The following is a 19,256-nucleotide window of genomic DNA, read 5'->3' as shown; positions in this document are numbered from 1 at the left end:
AGGCGTCTTATGAATATTAGAGCGTTAGAATATCTAATAGCTTTTGCACAAGAAGGAAGCTTTACCAAGGCGGCTGTTCGTATGCGCGTCTCTCAGCCTACTCTTTCAACGCAAATTAAAAAACTTGAAGAGACTTTAGACGTAGAACTTATTGAGCGCACTCCCGGGAAACAAATCTTAACTCCTGCTGGGAGGGAAGTGGTTTATTACGCTAAACGTATTCAGGCAGATATGTCACGTATTCGACAAGCTGCAAGACGCTCAGAAGATCCATGGTCATCTACAGTAGTTTTGGGTGTGTTCCCAACGTTAGGACCATACTTACTTCCAAGAATTATGCCTGCACTCAGGCGTTTAAAACCAAAACTTACTATTCGTTTTATAGAAGAAAAATCAGCGAAACTTATTGATTTGCTAGATAGTGGTCAAGTCGACGCAGCTATATTAAGCGAAAGTTTGAATGCGCCTTCAATAAAAGTGTGTCATGTTTTTGACGAAGATTTTCTTCTTGCGACTTCTACAAATTCTTTGCTAGGACACGAGAGTAAACCAATTGAACTTTCAGATTTGTCTACTCAGAAAGTGCTTTTACTAGAAGATGGGCATTGTATGCGTAGAAGCATGCTCGATGTATGCCAAAAAGTGGGGGCGAAGCAATCAGAATTTAGGGCAACGTCGTTAGAAACTTTGCGATATATGGTTGTAGGTAGCAAAGATGTGACATTATTGCCGCGTCTTGCAACTGTACCTCCAATTGTGCAACCAGTTGGTTTGATGTTGCGTGAGTTTAAGAATCCTAAACCTTATCGATCGTTATATTTGAATTGGCGCGCAGCTTCTCCAGTAGACAAAATTATGGAAGGATTGTGCACAATAATTAGTTCAGCATGCTCTGATTTGCATAAAAAATAAGTGGGATATTCTGCTTAAAAATAAAAATAAAAATAGGCACTTCTGTATGCTATGTTAGCTACAGAAGTGCCATGTTCTTCTTCTCTTACTTTTTATTCTCACTTTATTTTGAGAATTATCTGCCTCGTTTTATTTGCTGTGTTTTATTTGTTGCTAAATTAATGATTTATAATTCAATTCCAAGATAGCGTGCTACTTGATTCACATCCTTATCTCCACGGCCGGAAACTGTTACTAAAACAATGTCATCCTTACTCATCTTTGGAACCATCTTCATAGCTTGTGCTATTGCATGTGAGCTTTCCAAAGCTGGGATGATTCCTTCAACTCTAGAAAGTGCGCGAAAAGCTTGAACTGCTTCATCATCAGTGATTGCGTAGTATTCTGCGCGACCAGAATCCTTTAAATATGAGTGTTCTGGGCCGACTCCAGGGTAATCCAATCCCGCAGAAATAGAGTAGGCTGGAAGCTCGTTACCGTCATCATCCATAAGAACATAAGTTTTCATGCCATCCGTAATGCCAACTTTTCCATTCGTCATAGTAGCAGCATTTTGAGGAGTATCAGCGCCTTTACCTGCGCCTTCAGCACCAATCAATCGTACAGACAGATCATCAATATATGCTGCAAAAGAACCAATTGCATTAGAACCGCCACCAATGCAAGCAATTACAGCATTCGGCAATCTGCCTTCCTTTTCTAGGATTTGCCTTCTCGACTCTTTGCTAATAACGCTTTGAAAATCGCGAACCATTTGTGGATAAGGGTAAGGTCCCACTGCGGAGCCAACGATGTAGAAGGTATCATCCAAGTGCTGTGCATAATCCATAAATGCTGCAGTTACAGCATCTTTTAAAGTTTTTGTGCCTTCTTGAACAGCATGAACTTTTGCACCGAGCAAAGTCATTCTAAAAACGTTAAGTTTTTGGCGTTCGCAATCAAGTGCGCCCATAAAAATTTCGCATTCCATGCCGAATCGTGCTGCTGCAGCAGCAGTGGCAACGCCATGCTGACCGGCTCCGGTTTCAGCGATAATGCGCTTTTTACCCATGCGTTGAGCGAGTAAAATTTGTCCGAGAACATTATTCATTTTGTGAGCGCCGAGATGGTTTAAATCTTCGCGCTTTAAATATACTTTTGCGCCGCCTAAATATTTTGTGAAAGATTCAGCATAGTATAAAGGTGTTTCGCGACCGTCGTAATCTTTTAATAATCCAGCTAATTCATTGCGGAACTCTGGATCGTCTTTGTATTGTAAGTAAGCTGCTGCTACTGCGTCGAGTGCTGGACGAATCATATCTGGTACGTACTGTCCGCCAAATTCACCGTAATACATGTTTTGTTCAACTGCGTTTACCATAATTTTGCCCTTCTTGTGCGTGCCGAGGAAATCGGCATTAAGTTTGTTCTTTATTATTTTTTATGTCGATTATTTTGTAAATTTGAAGGGCGTGTGCTCAGATAACAAAAAAGCTGGATGGCAGCTTATATGCCATTCAGCTCAAATAATGTTGATGATGAATCCGGCATAGCCCCGTTGATTGTTTAAAATCAGCAAGCCCACACCGATATGTGAACTCGCTTTTAACTACGCCAGCTGCGCCAGAAACGAGTATTCATGTTCATCAACCTCCAATCTTGTTGCACAAGTTTAGCCTTAGCTGTGACAATGTCAACCTTTTAGTGTTAATTCGGCGTTTCGTGCAGAAAAAATTTAACCCCGGCGTCTATGCGCCGGGGAAATAAAGGAGAGAAGAAAAGAATAAGTTTTAGGTGCTCTGCACCTGTCTTTTTGTCGACAATATTATATAATCACACTATTCTGAGCAGAACAGTAACGCTAACTGATAATTACCTGAGAATTATCTACTTTTCTTCTAAATCTTGCTATTTTAGGAATTACTTTTCTAAAAACGGAATCATTTTTCTAAAAATATTATTCGCTTAAATCAGCGCGATAGAAATGCTCATACGAACGTGACGGAGTTGGACCGCGCTGACCTTGATAGTGCGATCCGTTAACGGCTGAACCGTATGGGTTTTCACATGGTGAGCTTAACTGGAAGAAACACATTTGACCAATCTTCATGCCAGGCCAAAGTTTAACTGGCAAAGTGCTAACGTTTGAAAGCTCCAAAGTAATATGACCTTCAAAACCTGGATCAATGAAGCCAGCTGTGGAATGTGTCAAAATACCAAGACGACCAAGCGAGCTTTTGCCTTCCAAACGTGCAGCAATAGTAGCGTCAAGTTTTACATACTCCCACGTAGCGCCGAGTGCGAACTCTCCAGGATGAAGAATCCATGGCTCGTCAGGAGCTACCTCGAACTGTTCTGTAAGTTCACCCTGATTTTCTGCAGGATCAACATACGTGTAAGCATGGTTGTTAAATAAGCGGAAAAAACGGTCGAGGCGCACGTCAATCGACGCAGGCTGTACCATTTCCGGGGTCCATGGGGTCAAATCAATATGACCCTCATCATGAGCTTTGAGAATGTCGTGATCAGACAACAGCATGACGTCAAATCTCCTTGCAATAAAGCTTATACATCAGTAACTTCATTGTTCGCACGAAATATTTATTGCTATTTTGCGCGAAAAATACAATACGCACAATTGTAGCGCGTGCCGCGGTCTGTGAGTATTCTGCAAGCTATTTCCTGAAAACAAATAAATATTCATGAGCAATCAGCAAAAAATTTTATAGAAAATAAAAACACAAAACGCGGCACAGAAACGTAGGTTATGTAAAAAACTACGTACTGTACCGCGTATTTGCAAAACAGCTTAATAATGTATTTTATTAAGCGGCAATAGTTAAGGCGTTCGCTGCTTTACGTTTTGCAATGAAACGAAGCACGCATTTACGCAATTCGGAAGCAATTAACACGACCATTGAAAGACCAAGGCACTCGAACCATTCCGTTACACTCAAAGGAACAGTGCCAAATGGCTCATTCAAGAACGGTATGTAAATTACAGCCAACTGAAGCACAATAGAAACTGCTATAGCACCCCAAAGCCAACGATTTGCAAATAAGCCTACAAATACGCTTTGTGAGTCTGAACGAGATGCTAACGCATTCAGCATTTGCGCAAACACAAGAATTGTAAAGCCCATTGTGCGAGCGTGAGTAAGCTGAGCAGCGTGATCCATAATTCCAACAGAACGGTCTGTAAAGAATCCGCCTGCCAAATGCATATCCATACCGATTAACGTAATAGCAGCCATGATTATGCCGATAAATACAATATCTCCCCACATTCGTCGGTCAATAACGCTATCGGTAAGCTTTCGGGGCTTTCGATCCATTACGTCGTCAGTTTGCGGATCAACGCCCATCGCGAGTGCAGGAGCTGCATCCGTAAGCAAGTTAATCCACAAAAGCTGAGTTGCAAGCAAAGGCAAAGTTACACCAACAGAGTTTGGCTGTGTAATTCCCAGTGCGCCAGCGAAAACAACGCCGCCGAAAACAGTACAAACTTCGCCAACGTTAGAACTGAGCAAGTATCGCAAGAATTTACGAATATTGTCGAAAATTCCGCGACCTTCGCGCACTGCTGCAACAATTGTAGAGAAGTTATCGTCAGCCAAAATCATCTTGGCAGACTCTTTAGTTACTTCTGTACCAGTAATGCCCATAGCAACGCCAATATCGGCAGACTTTACGGCTGGAGCATCGTTTACGCCGTCACCAGTCATAGCAACAATGTTTCCTTGACGTTGAAGCGAAGAAACGATAGCTAACTTGTGCTCAGGGGCTACTCGCGCGTACACGCTAGTTTTACTGATAGCTTCATCAAAAGCAATATTATCGTCGTTGCGTGAAAGCAATTCGTCAAGTTCGTCGCCTGTAAGTGCATGCTCATCTTTTCCAATAATTCCAAGATCTCGAGCAATACGCGTAGCCGTAAGAGGATGGTCGCCTGTAATCATAACAGTACGGATTCCAGCGCGATGAGCTTGAGCTACACTATCTCGAACTTCAATTCGCGGAGGATCAATAATTCCAACCATACCATTCCAAATCAAATCAGATTCTAGTACGTCACTTTGTTCCGCAACGTCCGCGATTTGACCTGCAGCGTTAGAAACCATGCCATCAACTTTTGAAAGACTATCGACTCCAAGCGGCCTATAAGCCATTCCAAGCGTGCGGTAGGCTTCTCCAGAAAGACGTTCAACAGTTGCTAAAATATCTTCGCGATCGCCGTCAGTAAGCGGACGCACGGCACCAGCTACTGCAATACGCGTGCAATAAGAAAGCAACACGTCCGGAGCGCCCTTAGCGCAAACAATCAGATTTCCAGAATCCGAACCATCTTTAACAACAACAGACATACGTTTGCGTTCAGAAGTAAAAGGTACTTCCGCAACTCGAGTCAAATGAGCGTAACGTTTGTCCGCTTTTGTTTTACGAGCTGCTACTACTAGCGAAACTTCTGTAGGGTCTCCAACTGGCTGCCAACTTTTAGTAGTTTCGTCATAATGTAAATCGCCGTCGTTAGCCAAACATCCGGAGCCTAACGCGCCTAATACTTCTGTAGCAAGATTTTGCGGTACTGCTAAATCTGCGTCCGCAGAACCAATTAATATCATGCGTCCTTCAGGCTTGTAACCGCTTCCTGTAAGCTGAACTTCGCCGCTAGGTGTTACTACGCGTTCAACAGTCATCTCGTTTCGAGTTAAGGTGCCTGTTTTATCGGAGCAAATAACAGAAGCAGAACCAAGTGTTTCCACGGATGAAAGCTTTTTTACAACAGCATGATGCTTCACCATTCGTTGCACGCCAAGCGCAAGAACTACTGTCAAAATCGCAGCTAAACCTTCTGGAACAGCAGCAACAGCTAGGGAAACAGAAAGCAGCAGAGAATCAATAATATCTTGAATACTGTGGAAGCCTTCAATCAGCCACATGGAAGCAAGAACAACAGCTGCAATAATGCACACCGCAATTCCAAGAACTTTAGAAACGTGTACCATTTCTTTCTCGAGAGGTGTTGCTTCGTCATCTGATTTTGAAAGCATATCCGCGATTTTGCCAACTTGTGTGCGCATACCTGTAGAGGTGACTACAGCGCGACCGGTTCCTTGCGTAACAGCAGTTCCGTTGAAAACCATATTTGTGCGATCGCCTAAAGCTTTTGCAGACGAAAGCGTATTCGGACGTTTGCTTACTGCAACAGATTCGCCTGTAAGACTTGCCTCAGCTACGCGTAATGAAGCCGCTGCTATAAGTCGACCGTCTGCAGACACGGCATCTCCTTCGCCAAGCACTAAGATATCGCCTGGCACAACTTCTGCAGTATTAATGCGCACCACGCTACCATCGCGCAAAACTGAAGTTTGCGGAGCACTCATTCTAGCTAAAGCTTCGACTGCTTCTTCTGCTCGCGACTCTTGAATGTAGCCAAGCACTGCGTTTGCAATCAAAATAATGATAATTACGATTGAATCAAACGGCAGAATCTCTCCACCGCTGTTTCCTTTATGTTGTGCGCGCTCAACAAACCACGCAATTGCAGAAATAATAGTTGCTGCAATAAGCAAGTAAACGAGCGGATCTTTAAATTGATCAAGGAACCGTTTCCATGCTGGAATTTTAGGAGCAGCAGCAAGTGCATTTGGGCCGAATTGATTAAGTCTTTTTGCAGCTTCCTCAGAGCTTAAACCGCATGTAATATCTACGTTAAGTGATTTAGCTACTTGCTGAACATCGCACAATGATGGATCTTTGCTATTAGCTGAAGAGTCAGCTGTTTTATTGGATTGATCAAGAGCGTGATCAACCATATCTTCCCCCTTGGGAGTGCCGCGGAGTAGTCAATAATCGCAATGCTAACGCTATTTTTAGCGCTTCGTATTGTAACTATTGCGCGGTTGTGGAATATTGCAATAGTTTGCAACAATTAAGTACCGTTCTATTATGCCATACAACGCGCCGAGCTTAGAATCAGCAGACTTTGCCAGCTTCAGAAAGCTATTAAACAATGCCTTGGGGGCATGTGAGAATAGGAGTATGACTACGAAAAAAGGGCCGACCAAGGGGTCGGGTGGAAAACATCGCAATGCTTTGCGCGGAAAAGGTCCTACTCCGAAGGCTGAAGATCGCGTGTATCACAAAGCTTATTTTGCTAAGAAAGCTGCTATTAAGCGCACATTTGCAGATCCGCGTTTGGCTGCGCGCCGCAGAGTGGATAAGCTTGGTAGCGATTCAGATGAGTTGGTAATTGGTCGCAATGCTGCTTTAGAGGCGTTAAGAGTTGGAGTTCCAAGCACTCAATTGTATGTGGCTAATCGCATTGAGCATGACGATCGCACGCGCGAAATCGTGAAGTTAGCAGGCATGCAGGGTTTGCGTTTGCTTGAAGCGGATCGCCTTGAAATGGATCGTATTGCGCATAGTACGAATCATCAGGGCATTATTTTGAAAGTTCAGCCTTACCAGTATCACTCTTTGCAAGAATTGGTTGAACGAGCGGAAAAGAAGGCGCGCGCAATGGAAGCTGCTGATTCAGATTCTGCTCGCATTAATGCTCGACCATTGTTTATTGCTTTGGATGGCGTTACGGATCCTCAAAATTTGGGTGCTGTTATTCGTTCTGCAGCAGCTTTCGGTGCTAATGGTGTGATTTTGCCTGAGCGCAGAAGTGCTTCCGTAACTGCTGCTGCTTGGAAGGTTTCTGCTGGTGCTGCAGCTCATTTGCCAGTTGCTAGAGTTGTTAATTTAAATAAGGCAATTCAAGGTTTGCGAGAGCGCGGATGGTATGCAATTGGTCTTGATGGCGGCGGCGATAAGCTTGTTGGAGAAACTGGCTTTGAAACTGATCCGTTAGTTGTTGTGCTCGGCTCTGAAGGTAAGGGCATGAGTCGCCTTACGAGAGAAGCGTGCGATGCTATTGCTGGAATCCCAATTTCTAGCGCGGTTGAATCTCTTAACGCTTCTGTTGCAGCAGGCATCAGTTTGTACGCTGTTGCTAACGCTCGTCGTTTGGCTGCATTGAATCAAAACTGAAATTTTCAAACTTTAAAATCACGCTTGCACTGTATTGTTACGGTGTTAGCGTGATTTTATTTGGTTGGGGCTTTGGATTTGCTGAAGTTTAGTACTTACGCAATTTTGAAAGAAATAATTAAATAGAAATATGCATATTAGCGAAAATACTATAGAAGAAAATAAAACACTTATGAACGAAAATACTGTTACAAATACAGGTACAAATACGAACACAAGTACGTCAAAAACAAAAAAAACTTTAAATGTGACAAAAACTTTAAAAACAACAAATAAATTATGGTTCGTAAAGAATGCTCGTTCGCTTATTTTTATTGCATACCTATCTGTCGTCGTAGCAGTTATGTGCTTCCACGAGCCTTGGTTTGATGAAGCTCAAAGTTGGCTTATTGCACGCGATTCTTCGTTTGCTGATTTGTTAACTCTTCGACCACATTATGAAGGCCATCCGCCGCTTTGGACTTTGCTTCTTTCCATACCTGCAAAAACAGGAGTTCCATACGAAATTGGTCTTAAAGGCGTGCAACTTCTATGCACTGCGCTTTTGGGTGGCTGGCTTATTTTCCGCGCGCCTTTTAGTAAATTGGCTGTGTTTTTGCTTCCGTTTACGTATTTTTTGTGCTTCCAATATGGCGTTACTTCACGCCCGTATGCTCTTCTTTGCGCGGCTTTGTTTATGGTTGCACATTATTGGAAACGATCTGATTCTAAGCCTTCTGATACTTGGAAACTCGCTTTGAGTCTTGTACTTTTATGTGCAATCAGTGCTTATGGCATTGCTTTAGCAGCAGGTTTTGCTTTTGCGTGGATTTGGAGAGTTGTAAAATCTGCAGGAATTAAAAAAGCTTTCGCTGAAATAGTCTCTAACACTAACAGATTAGTAAGCTGGATAATCCTTGCTTTAGTTGGAATTGCAAGCATTATTTGCATTTGGCCTGCTGCTAACGCTTTCGCATCGCGTGAAACATTCGACGGAAATTCTCCTCTTATACAATTCTTGTCATTTATTTTCGTTATGCCATCAGAAAGTATGTTCACTCAATTTGCTGGCGATGTTTCTTTACGTAGACTTATGCTAAGCGTACCTTCCGCGATTATTTGCGTTATTATTTCGATTTTAATATGGTCTTTCGCTGTAAGAATCGCTTATCGAAGAGGCATGCTTGTTTCTTTGATACTTCCTTACTTGACTTTTGCGGCAATTGCCACGCAATATTTCACTTTGCATCACGCAGGAATCGTTTTTGCATTCTTCGTATCTCAACTTTGGATGTGTATTGCGCGTAAGCCACTGGAATCTAAAGATATTCCGGCGATTATTTTTAGGTTGTTCAAAGCTGCAAATAAAGCTGAAAATAGCAATAGTAAATCTGCAAGTAAATCTGCCGGAAGCAAAGTTATTGCTGGCATTATTATTGTTGTTTTATTATCCCCAAGCTTGATTTGGAACGGGTATTCTTGCGTTAACGATATTCGATTCGACTATTCAGGTTCGCGCGCACTTGCGCAATTTATTAAGCAAAATCATGCTGAAAACATGCGATTCGTAACGTCTTGGCTACATCAAGATGAAAAAACGGATAAACAAGGTAATGTTATTGTTCCTGAATTTGAAGATATTCATCAATATTCGTGGCAGCTTATTACAGCAAATCCTTATTTCTCGAAGAATCTTATTGATTGCAGTTATAAGAATAGCTCGTTTATTACAAATGAGCAGCCATCTCAAGAACAGGCATCAAATGAAATGGGTGCTTGCAAAGCAAAGAAAGAACCTAAATTCTTTGTCACAGAATCAGATAAGCCTTGGTATTATTTTGTGTATTTAAACTACAATATCGACCATTATACTGAGCATACTATTGCTAAAACAAAATCATCTTGGAAAGCAGGAGTCTCAGAAGGAAGAATTATTGTATATGAGCGCAAAAAATAATTAGCGCATTTATATAATTATATTTAAATATATTTAATTACATTATGAAAATGCCCCTGCGTAAGTTAACTAACTTATTTAGGGGCATTTTTATTACAGTGTCTTACTTTTTAATAGTAGAACATGCGGTTTTATTTACCAGAAACCGAATGGATCAAATATTCCACCATCGTCACCATCGTCATCTCCACGTTGTTGTAAATCGTCATCGTCACCATCGTACGAGTTACTTCCGCGTTTTTTACCAGGCTTCTTTTGGTTTTTCTTTAATTTCTTTTCTTGCTTATTTGTGCCATTAACAGCAGTTTCTTCTTGGTTGAATGTAACTTGCAACTTAAGTGTGTTGCCGTTACGAACTATTGTGAGCGTAGCTTTTTGATTGAACGCTGTTGCTCTCACATACCCGAGGAGTGCGTAATTATTGGATACAGGCTTATCGTCAAAGGCAACAATAGTGTCATTGGCTTTGAGTCCGGCTTTTTCAGCAGGGCTTCCTTGATTGACAGAAACAATTTGAGCTCCTCCGCGAGTAATTCCTTCGGACTCAACTGCTGTGCTTTTAATCATGATCCCTAGTGCTACGTGCTTTACAGAACCATTCTTAATAATTTCTGTAACTACTCGTTTCACCAGATTTGCTGGAATTGCAAAGCCGATGCCGATAGATCCTGTAGTCTCCCCTTGAGCTGATGTCGCTGCAATAGAAGAATTAATACCTATGACCTTTCCGGCAGCGTTAAAAGTTGGGCCGCCTGAATTTCCTGGATTAATAGCTGCATCAATTTGTACTGCATTAGTTACAATTTCAGAGCGGCTTTGGTCGTCCATAACTGATACTGGACGATTTAAAGCCGAAACAATGCCTGTGGTAGCTGTATCGTCATATCCAAGCGGATTTCCGATTGCCATAACCGGTTCGCCAACGGAAAGCAGATTAGAATCTGCAAATTGGACTGTCTTTAAATTATTTGGTGAATTGTCTAATTTAAGTACTGCCAAATCAGTAGTTTTATCTGCTCCGACTAATGTAGCTGAATAAATTTGACCATTAGAAAGGGTTACTTGAATTTCTTTTGCATTAGCAATTACGTGATTGTTTGTTACAACATAACCTTTTGAATCAATAATTGCTCCAGAACCCTTCCCCATGCCTTTCTCTAAACGAGTTTGTATAGAAACAACGGCTCCGGAAACATTTTTTGCAACTCCTTGCCAATCCGGAGATTGTCCGCCTTTAACTACTGCGGTCCCAGGGCCAGAAGAATGAGAGCCGATGTTTGCGAAAGAGCCGCTTTGTGGAATTGAAATAAGACCTTGCGAGATTACAAATAGAACTACAACTACGCAAACTATTGCAGAAATTGCGGAGGATAAAATGGCAACAAAAGCAGTTGACGAAGAGCTTTTTGTTTTTCTTTTGTTACCTTTTTTGTTTGTGTCGTTTGTATTTGCTGCATTTGTGCTAATAATGCTTGTTTTTGCTATATTTTCATTTTCTTCGTTACTTGCATTATTGTTAAAATTCTGTTGCGCTGGTGTTTGATTGCCAACTTCATTATTTGGGTAAGAATTATTGTCTGTGCCGTAATTATACGGATTTCCGAAGCCGTTAAAATTATTATTTCCGTAGTAATTTTGTGATCCAATGTATTGCGTAGGAGCATTGTTGATATTTGTATTATCCGCATCGTTATTTTGGTTTACGGCGTAATTGTTAGCTGGATACTGTGTAGTGTTTGTACCAACTTCATTTTCGTTATTTGTTGGGCCGTAAGCTCCGAATTCAGGAGCTGGGCTATATGTTTGTGCTGGTTGCGTTGTTTGCGTTGGTTGTGCTGGTTGCGTCGGTTGTTCCTGCTGCTCGTAATATCCATTATTTGCAGTTTCATTGGATTCCTGCTGATTTGCACCATACATATCGTCAGCCATTCATCCTCCTTACAAAAGACTCTTAACACACCATAATAAACCATGCCATTATCTATGTAAGAGATAGTATGTTTTTTTATAATTTTTTAAATAATTTGCCTTGTAAATTTCATAAATTTTGCAAATTAATTTGGATATTGTCACAGAAAAATATAAATTGTGTGTGTTTTTTATTTATACTCGTCATGCCTTCTAATAAAGTAAATGCTATGACAAGTCTTCTTGAACATCCACGCGGAGCTGAGCCTGGGAAGCCTGGTGACCGCAAAGAATTTTCGTTTACAACTAAAACGCGACTTTCCAATACTGCTGAAGGTAAAGGTCGTGACGGTGCTCGCTATGGGCGCACCGGCGTAATTCACACGCCTCACGGAGATATTCAGACCCCAGCATTTGTACCTGTTGCAACGCAAGCTGCAATGAAGGCAGTGTTGCCAGAAAGCATTAAGGATTTGGGCGCTCAGTGCATGCTTTCAAACGCTTTTCATTTGTACGAACGTCCTGGCGCGGATGTTCTTGACGAAGCTGGCGGATTGGGAAAGTTTATGAACTGGGATAAGCCAACCTTTACGGATTCTGGCGGTTTTCAGGTTCTTTCTTTGGGTGCTGGTTTTAAGAAGACCCTTGCAATGGACGTTACTGGCATGAAGTCGGATGATGTTATTGCAGCCGGTAAGGAGCGTATGGCTTTTGTTGACGAGGATGGCGTAACTTTTAAGTCTCCTCTTAACGGAGCTAAGCACCGTTTTAGTGCTGAAATTTCTATGGGAATCCAGCATAAGCTGGGCGCGGATATTATGTTTTCTTTCGACGAGCTTACTACTTTGATGAATACTCGCCGATATCAAGAGGAATCTGTAGAGCGCACTTTCCGCTGGGCAAAGCGTTGTGTTGCAGAGCATCAGCGTTTAACCGAGGAGCGTGTAGGCAAGCCGTATCAAGCATTGTATGGCGTTGTGCAGGGTGCTAATTATGAGGATTTGCGTAGGCATGCGGCCGAGCAGATTGCTTCTTTAGATTTTGATGGCGTAGGCATTGGTGGCGCTATTGAGAAGCGAATTATTGGTGATACTTGCGCTTGGATTTGCGATGCTATGCCGGAAAATCGCCCACGCCACGTGCTTGGTATTGCAGCCGTGGATGATATTTTTGCTTGCGTTGAAAACGGCGGAGATACTTTCGACTGCGTGGCTCCAGCTCGCTGCGGAAGAAACGGAGCAATTTTTACTCGTCATGGTCGCTACAACGTAAAACGTGCAGAGTTTAAGCATGATCAGCGTCCGCTTGAAGAAGGCTGCGATTGCTACACTTGCACGCATTATTCCAGAATGTATGTGGATCATTTGTTGCGCGCTAGTGAAATGAATGGATTTACGCTTGCAACCATTCATAATGAGCGTTTCTTTGTGAAGCTGCTCGACGATATTCGAGCTTCTATTGACGGCGGATATTTTGAAGAGTTCCGCGATGAGACTCTTGCACACTATTACGAAAACGGTTCTAAAGGCTGAGAGTAGTTTTGAGCGCAAAATGCTAGGTTAAATATTGCGAATTTATGTTAAATATGATAGCCTTGCACTTTGTATGCGAACGTGGCGGAATGGTAGACGCGCTGTCTTCAGGTGGCAGTGAGCGTATGCTCGTGCGGGTTCAAGTCCCGCCGTTCGCACTAGTTAAAAAGGCTGGAATTGCAAGGGCTTTGCCTCTTACTATTCTGGCCTTTTGTGCAAATATAAGGCAACTATATTGCAACTGCAATGCAAAAAAGTGCGAGTATTGTACAAACTTTTATTTATTACAAGCGACGGTGATGTAATGAACACTAACGATGAACTAAATATCAATAATGTAGGTGACAATTCTTACGATCCACATATTGGTCGCGAATCTCACGTTGTGCCGGGTCGTTTTGGTGAGCCTTTAAAAGTTATGAATGCACAGTATTCGCAAGGGAATGCTTCAGCTCATCCAACGCATCCGCTGCTTTTGCTCCTTCACGGTTGGGGTTCTAACGAGGAAGATTTATTGGATTTGTTGCGAGTAGTTGCACCATATAATGATGCAATCGCTTTACGTGCTCCACTTAAGCTGGCAGAAGGCGCTTACAGTTGGTTCCACGATGCTGTGCCGCAGCGAGAAGATTTAGATTACGATATGTATGCTGCTGCTGTAGCAATTGACGAATGGGTGCATGAAAATATTCCAGCGAATCGCGACATTGTGCCATTTGGTTTTTCGCAAGGCGCTGCGCTCGCGGTGCACGTTTTGCGTTTGAATCCTTCGCGCTACCGTGCGGCCGTTTCGCTTTCCGGGTTCATAGCGCCTAGTGTTCCTGCTTCCTCGGAAGAAATCGCATTACAAGATAACGATTTAGCTGAGCGTAATACTCCTGTATTTTTCGGCTACGGATTAGAGGATGGCGTGATTCCTCCTTACGAATTCTCGGCTGCTGCAGCGTGGCTTGAGGAGCACACTTGGCTTGAAGAACGTCGTTATCGCGGGTTGGATCACGCTGTTGATATGAACGAAATTGGCGATATTCGCAAGTGGTTCGTAACTCACGGTATTTCTTCTGGGCTTATGTAAATTTACTTAGATTTATGTAAATTTATTCGATTTTGTTTTTTCTTAATCTGTAAATTAATTTGTAAAGTGATTTCATGAATATGCGCGATGAGATAGTATTTGCAATGAATCAAGCCTTGAATTTGGCTCGAGAGTCTGCTTCTGCAGGCGAAGTCCCAGTTGGAGCAGTTGTGCTTGATGGTAGCGGTAATATTATTGGCAAAGGCGCAAATATGCGAGAGCAGAGCGCTGATCCTTTGGCTCATGCTGAAGTGCTTGCTATGAAAGATGCTGCTACCTCGCGTAAATCTTGGAATCTATCTGACTGTACTCTGGTAGTAACTCTTGAACCTTGCCCTATGTGTGCTGGAGCTGTGCTGCAAACGCGCCTTAAACGCGTGATTTTCGGGGCGTGGGATGCCAAACTTGGTGCGTGTGGTTCTGTATGGGATATTTTGCGAGATCCTCATGTTGGCTCACGTCCGGAAGTCATTGGTTCAGTATGCGAATCTGAGTGTGCTCAACCCTTGCGAAACTTTTTTGCGCATCAACGTTAGATAAGTGTTGCATTATTTTTTAATGTTGCGTTTAATTCAAGATAACGCAGTGCATGAAAAGTAATTTTTAGCGTGTTCCCCTTGTGTTCATTCTAGCAAAATGTTATAGTTGCGGTAACGTTACCGCATGAGGTAAGTTGAAGAAACCGACAATTGTGGGAACGTTATCTCAATTGCGGATTCTATTCAGCGCTGATGAAGCTGCTCATTGAGAATAAGATTGCACAGAGGCTCTTATGCATGGTTGCATAGTGCTGTTTTTCTCCAACGAGAGGAGTATATGGAAAAACGTAGTATAAAACATGGAGTACAAGCTAAAATCAAAACATATCGATAACAGTGCAAAATTGTTAACACTGGTTGAGCATAAGAGATGAGCTGGAGGTGTCATGTCGTACATTACGATTCGCGATGTTGCGCAACGTGCTGGTATATCAGTATCAACTGTTTCTCGCGCATTGAATAATACGGGTCGTATATCGGCAAACACTAAGGCGAAAGTTGAGCGTGCAGTTGCGGAACTAGGTTATATACCAGATTCTCGCGCTCAGGCGATGCGGTCATCTCGTACTAAGACAGTGGGGCTACTTGTGCCAGATATACGCAATGCGTATTTTGCTGAGCTTGCGTATACTGTGCAAGACTCGTTGTTTGATGCCGGCTATTGTGCGTTTATTGGAACATCTTCTGAGAGTGCAGCTCGTCAAGATTCATTCATTACAAGTATTCTTTCTCAACGCATTGATGGTGCGATTATTGTGCCTCAAGGTGAGGAAACTGATGCTATGAGAATGTTGATGGAGCAGCATCTTCCACTTATGTTTATGGATCGACATGTGGAGTCTCGGACTGGCGATTTGACGCATGTGCCAGTTGTGGATTCGGATCCAGAGCAAGGTATTCGTGAAGCATTATTGGATGTTAAACAACATGGTTTTTGCTCAGTTGGCTACGTGTCGGGTCCAATTATCGCTTCACCGTCACTGCAAGAACGTGAACAAGTATTTCGTACAGTGGCTTCGGAGATATTTGGCGAAGAACATGTATTTGTAGAATCTACGGGATTTGAACAATCCTCATGCGCTAGCGTGTTGCATCGCATGATTAGCGTTGGTGTAAAAGCACTTATTGTCGGTTATTCGCCAGATGCGCTGCGAGTGATGGATGTAATGGCTCGTGAAGGATTAGTGATAGGCAGTGACATTTCACTTATCTCGTTTGATGATGTTGAAATATTCCGCTTAGCAACGCCGCGTATTTCTACTATTTCGCAACAAGTTCAGCGCATTGGTCGTACTAGTGCTGCACTTTTTTTGGATATGTTAGAACATAATGTTGATGTTCAATCGCAGCGAGTAGAAACTATGTATATTCCGCGTGAATCGTTAGGAAATGCGTAGCTGTAAGGCTGTTATTCTATAGCTTGACACTATTGTTATTGATTTTTGTACCGTGACTTTGTAAGCGTGTGCAGCAATCACCTGAGCGTACCGTTGTTGTTACGTTTTTGCATGCACATTGCGGCATAATTCTCATCCAAAGTACAAGCGTAATGTAGCGTAATTTATTGCATTTTCGTGGCAGCAGTGGTGCTGTAGCGAAGAAAGAGGTAAGACATGACGGAACTATCGCTAGTAGGAGTATCGAAAATATTCGGTAATTCTACGGTAGTTGACAATGTGTCTGTAACAGTAAAACCAGGTGAAGTGCATGTTCTCCTTGGTGAAAATGGTGCGGGCAAGTCAACAGTTATTAAGATGATGAGCGGCATTTATCAGCCAGATAAAGGTCATATTGAGATCAATGGTGAAACAGCGCGAATTCCTAATGTGGATACTGCTCGCAAATTGGGCATTGCTGTGATTCACCAAGAGTTAAATTTGGTGCCAGAACTTTCTATTATGGAAAATTTGTTCCTTGGTATGCTTCCTACGAAAGCTGGTTTTGTTAGTCGCGCGACGATGCGTGCTCGTGCGGAATCTGCATTGCAAGTTATCGGTTTAGATGAAGATGTCAATAAGCCAATGGGACAACTTGGTGTAGCTCGTCAACAGATGGTAGAAATAGCCAAAGCACTTATGCAGCATGCATCTATCCTTATTCTTGATGAACCAACAGCTGCTCTAACAAAACCAGAATGTGAACAGTTATTTAACATTATGGAAGATTTAAAATCCAAAAATGTTGGAATGGTGTTTATTTCTCATCATTTAGATGAAATTGCGCGTATTGGTGATGTTGTAACCGTACTTCGCGATGGCAAATACGTCGATACTGTTGATGCGCAAGTTCCTGAGAAGGAACTTGTAAAACTCATGGTAGGTCGTGATATTACAAATCAATTCCCTCATGGCAAACGTAGTCAAGGCAAAGAGCTGCTAAAAGTAGAAGGCTTAACGCGAAAAGGTACGTTAGAAAATGTATCCTTCAGCGTTCATGCTGGCGAAGTTGTGGGTCTTGCAGGTTTGGTAGGTGCTGGTCGTACCGAAGTTCTTCGTGCAATATTTGGTGCAGATAGTTATGATTCAGGTTCAATAACTGTTGATGGTAAATCTATTGCAAAAGCGAATATTGCAGGAAGCATCGCAGCTGGTCTTGGTTTAGTCCCAGAAGATCGTCGAGTACAAGGGTTGATTCTTGAAGCATCTGTTGCAGAAAATTTGGGAATTTCTACATTAGTTCCTACAGCACATGCAGGATTTGCGGATTTGAAAGGGCAGCGTACTCGCGAGGAAGAAACTGCAAAAAAATTGCGTATTCGTATGGCAAACATTGATCAACTCGCTGGTTCGCTATCTGGCGGTAATCAACAAAAAATCGTGTTCGGCAAATGGTCTATGGCGAACGTGAAAGTGCTATTGCTGGATGAGCCTACTCGTGGTGTTGATGTTGGTGCTCGTGTAGAAATTTACGAGTTGATTAACAGTATCGTAGAAAATGGAGGTGCTGTGCTGATGGCATCCTCAGATTTGCCTGAAGTGCTTGGCATGTCAGATCGCGTATTGGTGATGTCGAACGGCAGAATCAGCGGTGAATTAGCTGCAAGCGAGGCTACGCAGGAAAGTGTGATGGAACTTGCAGTGACTCACCTTAATACATCTGGTATTTGAGCATACAGGAATGAGTAAAACCTTACTGCTTTCAATATGAAACTGATACATGAGCCATATTGAAATCTTAAAAATTAAAGTTACCAATCAAACGTAAAACTTGCATACAACAATTTATTGCACACAGCAGTGCAGTGAGTTATAGCAAAATTTGTTAAAGGAGTATAAATTATGGCTGCTACGAGTAGTGCAAAATCTGAGCATTTGGGATACGGTGCAGTTGATAAAGGATTTTTGCCTGCAGCGAAAAAGTTTGCATCACGCAATGGCGCTCTTATCGGCTTGATTATCTTGTGTGCTGCGCTTTCGTGCGCCACGCCAGCATTTTTGACAAGTGTGAATATTCTCAATGTGGGTATTCAAGCTGCGACAGTTGCTATTTTGGCATTCGGTCAAACCTTTGTTATCGTGTCCGCTGGTATTGATTTGTCAGTAGGTGCGGTGGCTGCAATTTCTAGTATGTTGGTTGCGTATACAGGCGTTTCTATGGGTTTGCCACCAGTGTTAACTGTTGTTGTAGGCATAGTAACCGGTGCGCTTTTTGGTCTTATTTCAGGTGTTGCAAACGCTTTTCTTAAGTTACCGTCGTTTATTGCTACATTGGCAATGATGTCTGTTGCGCGTGGACTTACCCTTGTTGTTTCAGACGGTCGTCCTATTTCCACTTCTGGCATGGTGAATTTCTTTGGTGCCAAGATATTAGGTATTCCAATGCCAATTGTGATGATGATTATCATGGGTGTTATTGCTGCAGTAATACTGAACTTCACCACTACTGGTCGTTCTATGTATGCTGTTGGTGGAAATATGGAGGCTTCTCGCCTTTCTGGTATCAATATTCATAAAACGCAAATTATGGTGTTTGTTTTTTCCGGTATTTTCGCTGCCATCGCTGGTTTAGTTATTGCCGGTCGTTTACATTCCGCTCAGCCTCAGGCTGCCGCTGGCTATGAAATGGATGCTATTGCTTCTGTTGTTATCGGTGGTGCTTCGCTTTCGGGCGGTAAAGGTAAGATTTCTGGCACTTTCGTAGGAGCAATTTTGCTGGCTGTAATTCGTAATGGCTTGAATATTTTGAATGTTTCCTCCTTCTGGCAGCAAGTAGTTATTGGTTTGGTTATTGCCTTTGCTGTGAGCCTTGACACTTTGCGCCGCAAGGAAGATACGCACTGACAGCAAATTAATACTTTTTATAAACTTGATCTTCTCGTAGGAAGGAGGTGAATCTTG

General features: G+C 42.5%; 13 protein-coding genes and 1 tRNA gene. 10 read left to right on the top strand and 4 right to left on the bottom strand.

Annotated features, from left to right (window positions below; translation table 11 throughout):
* Positions 1-9 precede the first annotated feature (9 nt).
* A complete protein-coding gene (locus HXT41_RS04345) occupies positions 10-912 on the top strand; it encodes a LysR substrate-binding domain-containing protein (protein ID WP_103013737.1) in 903 nt (300 codons plus the stop codon).
* Positions 913-1,078: 166 nt separating this feature from the next.
* Here the strand turns inward: HXT41_RS04345 and trpB are convergent, their stop codons facing one another.
* From trpB to HXT41_RS04330, 3 genes are all read right to left on the bottom strand, one after another.
* A complete protein-coding gene (gene trpB, locus HXT41_RS04340) occupies positions 1,079-2,272 on the bottom strand; it encodes a tryptophan synthase subunit beta (RefSeq protein WP_004109446.1) in 1,194 nt (397 codons plus the stop codon).
* A gap of 576 nt (positions 2,273-2,848) precedes the next feature.
* On the bottom strand, positions 2,849-3,430 hold the full coding sequence (gene dcd, locus HXT41_RS04335) for a dCTP deaminase (RefSeq protein WP_004109442.1): 582 nt from the start codon (positions 3,428-3,430) through the stop codon (positions 2,849-2,851).
* A gap of 286 nt (positions 3,431-3,716) precedes the next feature.
* Positions 3,717-6,707: a cation-translocating P-type ATPase gene (locus HXT41_RS04330; protein WP_004109440.1), complete on the bottom strand. Its 2,991-nt coding sequence runs from the start codon at positions 6,705-6,707 to the stop codon at positions 3,717-3,719.
* Between the two features lie 226 nt (positions 6,708-6,933).
* Here HXT41_RS04330 and rlmB point away from each other — a divergent pair, with 226 nt between their 5' ends.
* Together rlmB and HXT41_RS04320 are read left to right on the top strand one after the other, a co-directional pair.
* Complete coding sequence (gene rlmB / locus HXT41_RS04325; RefSeq protein ID WP_064621762.1) at positions 6,934-7,929, top strand: 23S rRNA (guanosine(2251)-2'-O)-methyltransferase RlmB; 996 nt, start codon at positions 6,934-6,936, stop codon at positions 7,927-7,929.
* 130 nt (positions 7,930-8,059) lie between these two features.
* The gene (locus tag HXT41_RS04320) at positions 8,060-9,865 is read left to right on the top strand and encodes a hypothetical protein (RefSeq protein WP_102704531.1); all 1,806 of its coding nucleotides are present in this window, start codon (positions 8,060-8,062) and stop codon (positions 9,863-9,865) included.
* Positions 9,866-10,000: 135 nt separating this feature from the next.
* On the opposite strand, the gene HXT41_RS04315 is transcribed toward HXT41_RS04320, so the two are convergent.
* Positions 10,001-11,794 carry a S1C family serine protease gene (locus tag HXT41_RS04315; protein ID WP_004109433.1) on the bottom strand — a complete coding sequence of 598 codons (1,794 nt, stop codon included), beginning with the start codon at positions 11,792-11,794 and terminating at the stop codon, positions 10,001-10,003.
* A 185-nt stretch (positions 11,795-11,979) separates the two neighbouring features.
* Here HXT41_RS04315 and tgt point away from each other — a divergent pair, with 185 nt between their 5' ends.
* The 7 genes from tgt (at position 11,980) to HXT41_RS04280 (ending at position 19,199) form a co-directional block, all read left to right on the top strand.
* On the top strand, positions 11,980-13,305 hold the full coding sequence (tgt, locus tag HXT41_RS04310; protein WP_004109431.1) for a tRNA guanosine(34) transglycosylase Tgt: 1,326 nt from the start codon (positions 11,980-11,982) through the stop codon (positions 13,303-13,305).
* 75 nt (positions 13,306-13,380) lie between these two features.
* Positions 13,381-13,463: transfer RNA gene (locus HXT41_RS04305), tRNA-Leu, on the top strand.
* 146 nt (positions 13,464-13,609) lie between these two features.
* Entirely contained in the window at positions 13,610-14,380 is a 771-nt protein-coding gene (locus tag HXT41_RS04300; protein ID WP_116994958.1) for an alpha/beta hydrolase, read from the top strand.
* Between the two features lie 74 nt (positions 14,381-14,454).
* On the top strand, positions 14,455-14,916 hold the full coding sequence (locus HXT41_RS04295) for a nucleoside deaminase (RefSeq protein ID WP_064622043.1): 462 nt from the start codon (positions 14,455-14,457) through the stop codon (positions 14,914-14,916).
* 389 nt (positions 14,917-15,305) lie between these two features.
* Positions 15,306-16,316, top strand: coding sequence for a LacI family DNA-binding transcriptional regulator (locus tag HXT41_RS04290; RefSeq protein WP_004109425.1), 1,011 nt, complete (start codon positions 15,306-15,308; stop codon positions 16,314-16,316).
* Positions 16,317-16,532: 216 nt separating this feature from the next.
* Positions 16,533-18,026, top strand: a complete 1,494-nt coding sequence (locus HXT41_RS04285) for a sugar ABC transporter ATP-binding protein (RefSeq protein ID WP_033888531.1) — start codon at positions 16,533-16,535, stop codon at positions 18,024-18,026.
* Positions 18,027-18,197: 171 nt separating this feature from the next.
* Complete coding sequence (locus HXT41_RS04280) at positions 18,198-19,199, top strand: ABC transporter permease (RefSeq protein ID WP_004109423.1); 1,002 nt, start codon at positions 18,198-18,200, stop codon at positions 19,197-19,199.
* Positions 19,200-19,256: the final 57 nt, after the last annotated feature.

The sequence above is a fragment of the Gardnerella sp. DNF01189 genome (genome assembly GCF_049244195.1).
GTDB lineage: Bacteria > Actinomycetota > Actinomycetes > Actinomycetales > Bifidobacteriaceae > Bifidobacterium > Bifidobacterium swidsinskii.
This window is presented reverse-complemented; position numbering and strand designations above follow the sequence as displayed.

What these genes read in the sequence shown, in the direction of transcription:
- HXT41_RS04345 (WP_103013737.1), top strand. Translation starts at nt 10, where the DNA reads ATGAATATTAGAGCGTTAGAATATCTAATAGCTTTTGCACAAGAAGGA.
- trpB (WP_004109446.1), bottom strand. Translation starts at nt 2,272, where the DNA reads ATGGTAAACGCAGTTGAACAAAACATGTATTACGGTGAATTTGGCGGA.
- dcd (WP_004109442.1), bottom strand. Translation starts at nt 3,430, where the DNA reads ATGCTGTTGTCTGATCACGACATTCTCAAAGCTCATGATGAGGGTCAT.
- HXT41_RS04330 (WP_004109440.1), bottom strand. Translation starts at nt 6,707, where the DNA reads ATGGTTGATCACGCTCTTGATCAATCCAATAAAACAGCTGACTCTTCA.
- rlmB (WP_064621762.1), top strand. Translation starts at nt 6,934, where the DNA reads ATGACTACGAAAAAAGGGCCGACCAAGGGGTCGGGTGGAAAACATCGC.
- HXT41_RS04320 (WP_102704531.1), top strand. Translation starts at nt 8,060, where the DNA reads ATGCATATTAGCGAAAATACTATAGAAGAAAATAAAACACTTATGAAC.
- HXT41_RS04315 (WP_004109433.1), bottom strand. Translation starts at nt 11,794, where the DNA reads ATGGCTGACGATATGTATGGTGCAAATCAGCAGGAATCCAATGAAACT.
- tgt (WP_004109431.1), top strand. Translation starts at nt 11,980, where the DNA reads ATGCCTTCTAATAAAGTAAATGCTATGACAAGTCTTCTTGAACATCCA.
- HXT41_RS04300 (WP_116994958.1), top strand. Translation starts at nt 13,610, where the DNA reads ATGAACACTAACGATGAACTAAATATCAATAATGTAGGTGACAATTCT.
- HXT41_RS04295 (WP_064622043.1), top strand. Translation starts at nt 14,455, where the DNA reads ATGAATATGCGCGATGAGATAGTATTTGCAATGAATCAAGCCTTGAAT.
- HXT41_RS04290 (WP_004109425.1), top strand. Translation starts at nt 15,306, where the DNA reads ATGTCGTACATTACGATTCGCGATGTTGCGCAACGTGCTGGTATATCA.
- HXT41_RS04285 (WP_033888531.1), top strand. Translation starts at nt 16,533, where the DNA reads ATGACGGAACTATCGCTAGTAGGAGTATCGAAAATATTCGGTAATTCT.
- HXT41_RS04280 (WP_004109423.1), top strand. Translation starts at nt 18,198, where the DNA reads ATGGCTGCTACGAGTAGTGCAAAATCTGAGCATTTGGGATACGGTGCA.